This window comes from Mycobacterium sp. 663a-19 (assembly GCF_035616495.1).
Taxonomy (GTDB): Bacteria; Actinomycetota; Actinomycetes; order Mycobacteriales; family Mycobacteriaceae; genus Mycobacterium.
Genome location: NZ_JAPJAV010000002.1, coordinates 435,179 through 445,811 on the forward strand (window position 1 = coordinate 435,179; position 10,633 = coordinate 445,811).

The window sequence follows — 10,633 nt, forward strand, 5'->3', positions numbered from 1 at the left end:
AACCAATCGGCGATCGCGCGGCACTTCACCGCGGCGCGCGTCTGTGAGCGCCCGTCAGGACGCGGCCTGGACGGTGATCTCGAAGAATCCGGCCTGGCTCTTGCCGTTGGTGGTGCCCAGCGTGGAAATCCACACCAGCAGGTTCGACGTCGGCGCGCCGGCCCTGACCGGGATGACGTTATGCCCGGGTTTGAGCGTGAAGGCCGGCGCCAGCACGGTGGTGTCCTGCAGCTTGGCCGGCGACTGGGTGGACGCCGCGCGGATCTCGACCTTGGTCCCGGTGCTCGGGGTGTCGATGGTGACCTGGCCGACGACGGTCGGGTTGGGCAGCTGCAGCATCAACCCTTCGCCCTGCTTGTAACTGGGGAACGGGACGGCGTCGGTGTAGACCTCGGTGGCCCAGGCGGTGGTGGGGTCGCCGTCGATGGCCTGCCCGGCGGTGCCCGCGTTGTCCGGATCGCCGTCGGGGGCGAAGACGGACGCCCGGGTGGGTTTGACGACGCTGCCCGCGGCGACGGAGCTGGGGGCCGACGACGCGGTCGACGACGACGGCCCGTTCAGCCCGAGCTCGTCCTTGTTGAGGCCGCCGCCGACGTTGCCGAAGATCTTGCTCACCACCGACGCCAGCACCAAAAGCGCCACCACGATGACCGCAAGCCCGGCGCCGACCCCGATCAGCACGTTGCGGCGGCGCCGCGCGAACGTCGCGTAATCGCCCCGGCCGGAGGCCTCGCGGACGCTGGGCACCAGGGGCGTGTCGTCGACGGGCCCGAGCACCTCGGTGCGGTCCGCGACCGCGGTCGCCTGCTGCAGCAGGTTCAAAAGCGTTGAGGCACTGCGTATCCCGCCGTCCTCCTGAACCGCGCGGACCGCGACGGCGGAGATCTGGAACGGGATGTCGCGGTCGATGACGGTGGGTTCGACCGGCAGGCCCGAGGCATCCCGTTCGGCGGGCGCCAGCCCGCTGCGCACCCCGTGCTCCGGCAGTGGCCAGCGGTTGACCAGCAGGGCGTACAGGGCGGCCCCGATTCCGCGGATGTCGTCCTGCGGGTTGGCGTCGGGCATGGTCGCCGGGTAGGCCAGCACCACGTCGCCCTCGATGCTGACGCGCACCCGGCTGGGGTGGTCGATCGACAGGGCAACCCCGGCGCGGTGCGCGGCGTCGGCCGCGGCGGCCAGCGACTGCATCGCGCGGATCGCCCCGACCGGCGACGGCGAGGTGTCGGCGACCTCCTGCAGCGAGCCGCCGCGGATCCACTCCGCGACGACCAGGCCGCCGGATCCGGTGTGCACCACGTCGAGCACCCGGGCGACGCCGGGCTTGTCAATCCGGCTCAGCCGCAGCGTGCGGGCGAGGATCTCCTGCAGCACGTCGTGGGGCAGGGCCCCGTCGGGATCGACGAAGGTGAGCGCGACCTGCCGGTCCAGCGCGGTGTCCAGCGCCTGCCAGAACTGCAGCGGCGGGGCGCCGCCGTGGAAGACCAGCAGCCGGTACCGGCCGCCGGCGATGCGCGCGCCGGGCACCAGGTGGACGTCGTCGCCGGACGCCGATGGGCCCGGCAGGTCGCCGTTGCGCTGGTCGGACGGCCGCGGCGGGGCCGAATCGGGCTTGGCCGGAATATCGGGGGCCGGGATGTCGGGCTCGAAGTCGTCGGCGACGGGACGCCGCGCCTTGCCGCCGGGCGCGGGCCCGGATGCGGCGCTGTCTACTGGGCGGTCGGTCACCTCCGGTCCTTTCGCTACCCCGACGCTGTGGGCCCCCTCCGGAGGCCTGCGCCGGATCGGCTCCTGGACCGCATTTGCCCCCGGCGGGGACGAATTCCTCTGCTCAGGGTACGTGACGGGGCGCCGAAGCGACGATCGATCCGGCGCAGCCGTCGCCGGGCTCGCCGGCGGCCCGCCCCGGCGCCCGAACCGGCGTCGGACGGCGCCCAGCGCGGCTTGCGCCTCCGGGACGCGGGCGCGGACCATGACCGCGGCCATGATCGGCAACATGATGGCGGCCAGCACCAGCAGGCGCAGCAGCGAACCCGCTCCGCCGCCGTGCGCCGTCAACCGGCCCAGGCCCAGCAGCCGGTCGGCCACATGGCCGACCAACGCGGCCAGCAACGACGCGGCGACCGTGACCAGGACCGTCCGCACCTCCCGGACCCCGACGGGGTGGCCCCCGGCCGGCAGCAGGGTGCGCCGCAGCAACTGGTAGCCGACGACCGCGCCGGCCAGGAAGCCGACACCGTTGGCCAGCCCGAGGAATCCGGCCACCAGCTTGGGGTCGCCGGTGAGGTGCGGGGCCAGCACCGAGCCGACGATCTTGACGGCCGTGATGACGAGGATGATCACGATCGGCGTCCACGGCTGCTCCCGCGCGTAGAACACGCGCAGCTGCAAAAGCACCAGCCCGTAAGGGATCAACGTGAACGCCGACAACGCGATCGCGGCGCCCAGGTATCCGGCGTCGACCCCGCCGAAGTGGCCGTAGGCGAACAGCGCGCTGCCGATCGCCGGCCCGCCGACGGTCATGAACGCCACGATCGGGATCAGCGTGATCAGGGTCAGCCGGGTGGCCAGCGACAGGTCGGCCAGCACCGCCTTGGTGTCGTTGGCGGCGGCGTTGCGGCTCAGCCGCGGCGTCACCACGGTCAGCACCGTCACGCCGATCATGCCGAACGGCAGCATCAGCACCAGCCAGGTGTAGTTGTAGATCGCCGGCCCGGAAGCCGCTGCGGTGCTTGCGATTTGGTTGCCGACCACCAGGCCGAGCTGGCTGATCAGCACGTAGAGCACCATCGCGGCGGCCATCGCGCCGAATCGCTTGAGCCGCTGATCGATTCCCCACATCGGGCGCAGGCCGACGCGCTCGCGGCGCAGCGCGATCAGCAGCACCGCGGTCTGGGCGAACACGCCGGCGGTGGTGCCGATGCCGAGCACCAGCAGCTTGGTGTTCCCCATCCGGACGGGATCGACCGAGAGCTCACCGGGGGCCGCCAGGTACCCGCCCAGGGTCGCGAGCGCGACGACGTTGTTGACCACCGGCGCCCACGCCGTCGGCCCAAACACGTTGCGGGTGTTCAGGATTGCCATGAACACCGAAGTGAGCCCGTAGGCGAGCACCTGCGGCAGCAGCAGGTAGGCGAAGGCGACGGTCAGGGGCTCGTTGACCTGTGGGGTGCGGCCCAGCATCAGGCGGACCAGCAGCGGCGCGGCCAGCACCGACACCGCCGTCGCGAACAGCAGCAGCGCGGTCGTCAGCGTGACCAGGCGGCGCACGAACGCGGCGCCGCCGTCGGGGTCGTCCTGCTCGGCGCGGGCCAGCACGGGAACGAAGATGGCGGTGAACGTCGCCTCCAGCACCAGCGCCGCGACCAGGTTCGGCAGCTGGTTGGCCACCGAGAAGGCGCTGGACAGCGCGGCGCCCAGGATGGCGGCCAGCAGCACGATCCGGGCGAACCCGGTGATCCGGCTGACCAACGTGGCGAACGCCATCGCCCACGACCGCGACACCAGCGCGGCGTCGGACAGTTCGGGGCGCCGGCGGGCCAGCTCCGGCACCGGGGGCAGCGGGCCGGTCGGCGGCGAGGCGGGTCCCCGGGCGGGTGGCCGCGGATGTGGCCGCCCGTAGGCGGGCTTCATACTCTGTGCTCTTCGTCGACGTGCTGGTCGCCGGACCGGTCGTGGACCTCGCCGCGCGGGCGGGCGGGCCGGCGCTCCGGTGGGTCGGGGCGGTCCAGGTCGGCGCGGTCGGGCTGGCCGCGGAAGCGGTGCCAAAGCCGGCGCCCGGCGAGCAGCACCAGGATCGCCGCCGCGGTCAGCGTGATCGCGAACAGCACCTTCCCGTAGGCATTGGAGTGCACCGACAGGCGCACCGGCTCACCCAGCCGCATGCCGTCCGGCGTCCGCAACGACACGTCGATGGCCACCCGCTGGGTGAAGTTCACCTCGATGGGCACCCGCAGCGGCAGGTAGCCGGGCGGCAACTCCACCTGGCCGACGTCGGTGACGGTCATCCCGGGCGGGGCGTCGACCTGCAGCCGCACCCGGATGGGGACGGCCAGCCCGTTGTGCAGCGCCAGCGGCAGCGGGCTGTGCTCGGTGGCCAGGGTGTAGGAGCCGCCCGGGTTGACGATCGTGACGGCGCCGAACAGGTCGTTGATCGTTTTGCCCACCACCGCCACGCGCTGCTGGGCCAGCCCGTTGCGGGTGTCCGGCGGTTCCGATTCGCTCAGCGCGCGCAGCATGTCCTCGCGCAGCGGCGCGGTGTAGCCGATGCCGCTCAGCCCGGTGCGCTCGTCGGTGGTCAGCGCCGACGTCAGCCCCCACAGCCGTCCGACCTGGTGGCCGATGTCGGCGGTGACGTCGTCGGCGAACCGGCCGCGCGCCGCCAGGTAGGCGTCCGTCGGCTCCGGCGCCTCGTTGTGGGCCGCGGCCTCGGCGATCAGCGCGGGCAGCGGCCGCGGGATCGCCAGACCCGAGCGGATCGCGGTGGCCAGCGCGGTCAGGATCGTCTGCGCGTCGTCGGTCTGCAGGTTCCACACCGCCGGCGGCATCAGGATCTGGGTGCGCGGCGCGGCGTCGCGCTGCAGGGCGCGCCAGAACATCGAGCCCAGCGCGTCCTGGCGTCGCGCCGTTTCCGAGTCGTGCGCGAGCCGAACCGTCAGCGAGGCGTCCAGATAGGTGGGGACGGCGGGGCTGGTTCCCGCCCCGGCGAGCGCGGCGCCGACGGCCGGGTCGAACGGTGCGAGCACCACCTGGGGGGTCAGCCGCCGCGGTTTGGTGTCGACGGTGGTGGGAGAGTCGCTCGCGGAGTCCTGGGCGGTCAGGTCGCCGGCCGCGACCGCGACGGTGTTGTCGTTGGCGCTGAGCAGGTTGACCGCGTTGCTGGTCAGCGGGCCGTCGGGCAGCAGGGTGGCGCCGCGGGCGGAGGCGACGTCGAGGATGCGGTCGACGATGTCCCCGGCGCCGTTGGTGGCGGCCGCGCTCAGGCCCGGGTCGTTGACGCGTTGCAGGGCGTCGAGGTCGGCCTGCGCGTAGGGCAGCGGTGTGACGCAGGTGCGGTGGGCCAGCGCGCGCAGCCGGTTCAGCCACCCGGTCGCGGCCGCCTGACCGGCACCCGGGTGGGTCGGGCCGGCGGGTTGCTGGGCGGCGAGGTCGGGCGAGTTGGACACCGCGTAGCCGTTCGTCATCGCGTTGACGGTGACCAGCAGGTCCGGGTCGACGGCCAGGCACAACGCGTGCCCGACCGCGCCGTCGGGGTCGACGTCGTGGCTGGTGGCCACCTCGGCCGCGGACAGCAGGATGTCCAGCCGGCCGCCGGTGGCCAGGGAGGTGGCCAGGTCGTCGTCGACCAGCCGGACCGGGAGGGTGCCTCCGGGGGCGCCCGGGGCCAGCCGGGGCCGGTCGGCCAGCGGCCACAGCATGGTGATCCACACAGGTTTCGAGGTGTCGGGCGCGACGGCCGCGCCCAGGTCGTCCGTCCGGTCGGGCGGCACGCCGATGACGGGCAGCAGGAACCGCGCGTTGTCGAGCCGGGCGGGGGCGCCGTAGTCCGGTGTCCCGTTGGCATTGACCAGGATCGGGTAGATCCCGGGCTGGTCGATGCCCAGCGACGGCTTGGTCATCGAGCGCAGCGGGGCGGACAGGGTGAAGCCGGCCTGCTGGCCGCGCTGCAGTTCCGGCGCGACCGTCAGGAAGTCCGCCGCCGGCTGGTACTGGTCGGTGGCGCCGTCCAGGGTGGTGCGCAGGCCGGACGACGCGGCCACGGGCGCGGCGTGCTCGAGCCGGACCATGACGTCGCGCACCGGGCGGTCGCCGATGTTGATCACCATGCCGCTGACCGTGATGACCGGTTGGCTCGTCGTCGTCACCACATCCGGGGCCACCTGGTCGATGCGGACGCGGACGAACGGCGTCGCCCCGGGCTCGCCGGCGGCCGCGCGCGGCGCGGTGGCGGGCCCGGTGAGCACTACCGCGAAACCGGCCGCGATGCCGACGACGGCGGCAAGGCGCAACAAGCCGGCCCAGCAGAGTCGCGGCGCAATCACGGTCCCGGACCGTGACCGTTCTTCCGGCCGGCGGGTTTGTCGGCGTGCTTGTCGGAATGCCTTGTGCGCGAATGTGTTTGCGGGTGCCGCCGGGGTGAGCTGGGCGGCAGCGGGGGAAGCGCGGCGGGACCGTCGCTCTGCAGCTTGTCGATCAGTTCGTCGGCGACCTCGGCCAGGCGCCGCTCGTCCGCGTAGGACAGCCTCGACGGCAGTTCCCGCATCGGCACCCAGGCCACCTCGGCGACCTCGAGGTCCTCGTCGCAGAGCTCGCCGCCGGAGAAGCGCATCAAATAATGGTGCACGGTCTTGTGCACCCGGCGGCCGTCGGTGACGAACCAGTAGTCGATGCGCCCCAGCGCGGCCAGCACGCTGCCGCGAATCCCGGTCTCCTCGGCGACCTCACGGATGGCCGTCTGCTCGGCGGTCTCGCCGAGCTCGATGTGGCCCTTGGGCAGCGACCACAGCATCCGGCCGCGCCGGTCGATGCGGCCGATGAGCGCGGCAACCTGGTTGTCGCGCGGCCCGTCGAGGCCGTCGATGACGAGCCCGCCGGCCGACGTTTCGTGCACGGTTCGCAGCCGGTCCGGCCCGCCGCGCGGCGAGCGGGATCGGCGCGGCTTGGTCGCGGCGTCGCCGTTGCCCTGGCCGTTGGTCAGGTTCTCGGCCGAGCCGGCAGCGCCGCGGCGCCGGCGCCGTCCCCGGCGCCGACGCGGTTTGGCTTGTTCGCCATCCGACACCCAAGCGATAGTAGCTGGCACGAGCTGGGCCTCTGGACATACTCGCCGCTGGCGAGGCCCCGTCGCTTGACTACGCTGATCGAACGTGTCCCAAGCCGATGCCGATCTGCTGACCGCCGCGGCGGTCGCCCTGAACCGGCATGCCCCGGTGCTGAGCGAGCTGGGCTCGATCTTCGCCGACGCGGGTCACGAGCTGTACCTGGTCGGCGGTTCGGTGCGCGACGCCCTGCTGGGCCGGTTGCGCTCGCCCGACCTGGACTTCGCCACCGACGCCCACCCCGAACGGGTGCAACAGATCGTGCGGCCGTGGGCGGACAGCGTGTGGGACACCGGCATCGCGTTCGGCACCGTCGGGGTCGGGAAGGGCGAGTACCGCCTCGAGATCACCACCTTCCGCACCGACCGCTACGACCAGGTGTCCCGCAACCCGGAGGTGCGCTACGGCGAGCGGCTCGACGACGACCTGGTGCGCCGCGATTTCACGGTGAACGCGATGGCGGTGCGCATCACCCTGACCGGCCCGGGCGAATTCCTCGATCCCCTGGGCGGTTTGGCCGCGCTGGGCGCCCGCACGCTGGACACCCCGGCGGCGCCGTCGGTGTCCTTCGGTGACGACCCGCTGCGGATGCTGCGCGCCGCGCGGTTCGTGTCGCAACTGGGCTTCACCGTCGCCCCGCGGGTGCGGGCGGCGATCGAGGAGATGGCCCCGCAGCTGGCCCGGATCAGCGCCGAGCGGGTGGCCGCCGAGCTGGACAAGCTGCTCCTCGGCGACGACCCGGTGGCCGGCATCGACCTGCTGGTGCAGAGCGGGATGGGCGACGTCGTGCTGCCCGAGGTCGGGGGCATGCAGATGGCCATCGACGAGCATCATCAGCACAAGGACGTCTACCAGCATTCGCTGACCGTGCTGCGGCAGGCGATCGCGCTGGAGGACCCGCGCCCGCAGGGCGGCCCGGACCTGGTGCTGCGCTGGGCCGCGCTGCTGCACGACATCGGCAAGCCGGCGACCCGGCGGCACGAGCCGAACGGCGGCGTCAGCTTCCACCACCACGAGGTGGTGGGCGCGAAGATGGCCCGAAAGCGGTTGCGGGCGTTGAAGTATTCCAAGCAGATGGTCGACGACGTGTCGCAGCTGGTGTATCTGCACCTGCGCTTCCACGGCTACGGCGACGGCAAGTGGACCGATTCCGCGGTGCGCCGCTACGTCACCGACGCCGGCCCGTTGCTGCCCCGGCTGCACAAGCTGGTGCGCGCCGACTGCACGACCCGCAACAAGCGACGCGCCGCGCGCCTGCAGGCCAGCTACGACCGGCTGGAGGCGCGGATCGCCGAGCTTGCCGCCCGGGAGGATCTCGCGCGGGTGCGCCCCGACCTGGACGGCAACCAGATCATGGAGCTGCTCGGCATCCCGGCGGGCCCGCAGGTCGGCGAGGCGTGGCGCTATCTCAAGGAGCTGCGGTTGGAGCGCGGCCCGCTGAGCACCGAGGAGGCGTCGGCCGAGCTGCTGGCCTGGTGGCGGTCGCGCGGGAACCGGTAGCCACCGCCGGGCGTCCGATAGGGCATGGATTACTGCCTCGCCGCGGATCAGGGCGCAGCGGCCATCTGGCACGGCCAGCCCGACCTGGACCTCGACGGGGACGGCCGGCTCGACGCGGTCGGCCTGGATTTCGACGGTGACGGGATGCGCGACGACGCGCTGGCCGACCTCGACGCCGACGGGGTGGCCGACCACGCCGTGCTGGACCTCGACAACGACGGCGCCCCGGAAAGTTACTTCACCGACGACGGGTCGGGGACGTGGGCGGTGGCGGTGGACCGGGGCGGCCAGCTGCGCTGGCATTCACTCGACGGCGCCGAACACACCGGCGGCCCGCTGGTCGACTTCGACGGGCAGGGGCGCCCCGACGATCGGTTGCTCGACACCGACGGCGACGGCGTCGCCGATCGCGTGCTGTGTTCCGGCGAGAACGGGACGACGGCCTATGTGGACACCGACGGCGACGGCCGCTGGAATGTGCGGCTCACCGACGCCGACGGTGACGGCCTGGCCGACGGGGCCAGCGCCCTGTGACGGACGGCCGCGCCGCTAAGCCATCCGCTGGCCGCTTCTGACATGGCGTTACCGTCGTTTGGGCGAACGCCCAGCTCAGCCCCTGTGGAGTAAATAAACGAACTGAAGTGACAGCCATCGATTGCTGTCTAGACTGCTACATATCCCGGCCCGGGGAGAGCCTAGAAATCGAGGGAGAAACGCATGCCAAGCAGCACCGTCGTTACGCCGGAGCTCCTGCGTAGCACACAGCAACGGATCGAGACGCGACTGCAAGAGGCGGCCGCGATCGTCAATCAGTACTTGAGCGGCCACGAGAACATCGTCAGCGCGACGGGGTGGTCCGGCCAGGCGGGGTCGACGTCGCTGAACACCGCCGGCCAGATCAGCCACGACCTGCAGCAGGCGATGAACGGCGGTAACCGGTTGGCGCACGGCCTCGGTCAGGCCGCGACGCTGATGGAAAACCACGAAGCCGACTCGTCCCACAACCTCGCGGGCCTGTTCGGCGCCGGCACCCAGTCGACCTAAATCAACCCACCCCACGCGCTTTTTCGAGTAAGGAAACACCGACATGACCGATCACATCGTCTACAACCACGCCGCCGTCAGCGGCCTGTCCGGCGACATCGGGACGCAGGCGGCCCAGCTGATGGAGATCCACGGCGACGTCCTGCACCTCACCCAGGCGCTGGCCGACTTCTTCCAGGGTCAGGGGGCGACGGCGTTCTTCGACGCGCAACAGCAGATGCTGCACGGGCTGGAGGGCCTGATCCAGACCGTCAGCCTGCACGGCCACACGGTGGACAGCGTGCATCAGGACGCTATCGGCACCGACATGGCGATGCAGAACTTCTTTCTCTAGCCTCTGGCCGCGCGCTAACGGCTTGATGGGGGCGTACGCGGACGCGTGCGCCCCCAGGGTCTGCGTCAAGGGAAAAGCGTGTTAACCACCACATTGGACGGGCTGTGGGCCCTGCAGGTCCTCAGCGGTATCGAGGTGCTGGCCCCCGAGCTGGGGTTGCGGCCGCACCTGCCCAGCGTCGAGCCCAAGACGATGGCGTTGCAGCACCCGGTGGCCGCCGAGCTGCTGGCCGCCGGGGTGATCGACGAGTCGGGCGCCGTGGACAGCACGGTGCTGGAGTGGCTGACCGTCCTGGGCCGCCGCGACATCGGCCTGATCATGTACTTCCGCATACCCGACGATGACGACCCGCCGCGGGTGGTGCTCGCCAGGTTCGCGCAATGGTGGGTGGCGCTGGAACGGTCGGCCGACATCGTCCGGATCAGCGGAGCCGGGATCGCGAGCAACGAAGGCTCGGCCAGCTCGGCGCTGAACGCGCAGATCGAGCGGCTGTGTGGCGGCAACACGCCCGCGACCCTGCGGCCCGTGACCCTGGACGCCGAGGCGATGCGCGCCGCCGCGGCCAGCCTGGAGGACGTGCGCGGATTCTTCCGGCGGCAAGGCCTCGAGCCCGATCAACTCCACATGCTCGAGCTGGCCGCCGACCCCGCCCGCTCCGCGCAGGCCTCGATCGTCGCGATCCAGGCCGGGGTGGACACCGGCCGGCCGACGCGGACGTTCATCGAGCAGAGCGGGGTGACTATCATCGACACGCCGGAGGGGCGGCTGGTCGTCGAACAGGTCAGCACCGCGGGCAAGCAGTGGATGATCGTCGCCCCGGGGACCAAGGGCCGCGTCGCCTCGGCGATCAACCACATGGTGCGGCGTTTGCCGGCCGAGCGGGAATGGTATTCGTACCGAAAAGTTGTGTAATTCGAGAGGTATCGCGTAAATGATTGCATCG

The 10,633-nt window shown here is 71.9% G+C and carries 8 protein-coding genes; 5 read left to right on the forward strand and 3 right to left on the reverse strand.

Features of this window, described 5'->3' with window-relative positions; genetic code table 11:
- Positions 1–54: 54 nt before the first annotated feature.
- From OQ968_RS06400 to OQ968_RS06410, 3 genes are read right to left on the reverse strand one after another with little or no spacing between them, the layout of a single operon-like run.
- Positions 55–3,630: a lipid II flippase MurJ gene (locus OQ968_RS06400; protein ID WP_324675814.1), complete on the reverse strand. Its 3,576-nt coding sequence runs from the start codon at positions 3,628–3,630 to the stop codon at positions 55–57.
- Positions 3,627–6,038, reverse strand: coding sequence for a hypothetical protein (locus OQ968_RS06405; protein WP_324675816.1), 2,412 nt, complete (start codon positions 6,036–6,038; stop codon positions 3,627–3,629). The genes OQ968_RS06400 and OQ968_RS06405 overlap by 4 nt, the downstream gene beginning before the upstream one ends.
- On the reverse strand, positions 6,035–6,775 hold the full coding sequence (locus OQ968_RS06410; protein WP_324675818.1) for an NUDIX hydrolase: 741 nt from the start codon (positions 6,773–6,775) through the stop codon (positions 6,035–6,037). The genes OQ968_RS06405 and OQ968_RS06410 overlap by 4 nt, the downstream gene beginning before the upstream one ends.
- 85 nt (positions 6,776–6,860) lie before the next feature.
- On the opposite strand from OQ968_RS06410, the gene OQ968_RS06415 reads away from it, so the two are divergent.
- The 5 genes from OQ968_RS06415 (at position 6,861) to OQ968_RS06435 (ending at position 10,602) form a co-directional block, all read left to right on the forward strand.
- Complete coding sequence (locus tag OQ968_RS06415) at positions 6,861–8,312, forward strand: CCA tRNA nucleotidyltransferase (protein ID WP_324675819.1); 1,452 nt, start codon at positions 6,861–6,863, stop codon at positions 8,310–8,312.
- 24 nt (positions 8,313–8,336) lie between these two features.
- Positions 8,337–8,846, forward strand: coding sequence for a pullulanase (locus OQ968_RS06420; protein WP_324675821.1), 510 nt, complete (start codon positions 8,337–8,339; stop codon positions 8,844–8,846).
- Between the two features lie 183 nt (positions 8,847–9,029).
- Entirely contained in the window at positions 9,030–9,356 is a 327-nt protein-coding gene (locus tag OQ968_RS06425; RefSeq protein ID WP_324675823.1) for a WXG100 family type VII secretion target, read from the forward strand.
- Between the two features lie 43 nt (positions 9,357–9,399).
- Positions 9,400–9,690 carry a WXG100 family type VII secretion target gene (locus OQ968_RS06430; protein WP_324675825.1) on the forward strand — a complete coding sequence of 97 codons (291 nt, stop codon included), beginning with the start codon at positions 9,400–9,402 and terminating at the stop codon, positions 9,688–9,690.
- 78 nt (positions 9,691–9,768) lie between these two features.
- On the forward strand, positions 9,769–10,602 hold the full coding sequence (locus OQ968_RS06435; RefSeq protein WP_324675827.1) for an ESX secretion-associated protein EspG: 834 nt from the start codon (positions 9,769–9,771) through the stop codon (positions 10,600–10,602).
- Positions 10,603–10,633 lie beyond the last annotated feature (31 nt).

Coding starts and splice junctions, on each gene's coding strand:
- OQ968_RS06400 (WP_324675814.1), bottom strand. CDS start 3,630: ATGAAGCCCGCCTACGGGCGGCCACATCCGCGGCCACCCGCCCGGGGA.
- OQ968_RS06420 (WP_324675821.1), top strand. CDS start 8,337: ATGGATTACTGCCTCGCCGCGGATCAGGGCGCAGCGGCCATCTGGCAC.
- OQ968_RS06425 (WP_324675823.1), top strand. CDS start 9,030: ATGCCAAGCAGCACCGTCGTTACGCCGGAGCTCCTGCGTAGCACACAG.
- OQ968_RS06430 (WP_324675825.1), top strand. CDS start 9,400: ATGACCGATCACATCGTCTACAACCACGCCGCCGTCAGCGGCCTGTCC.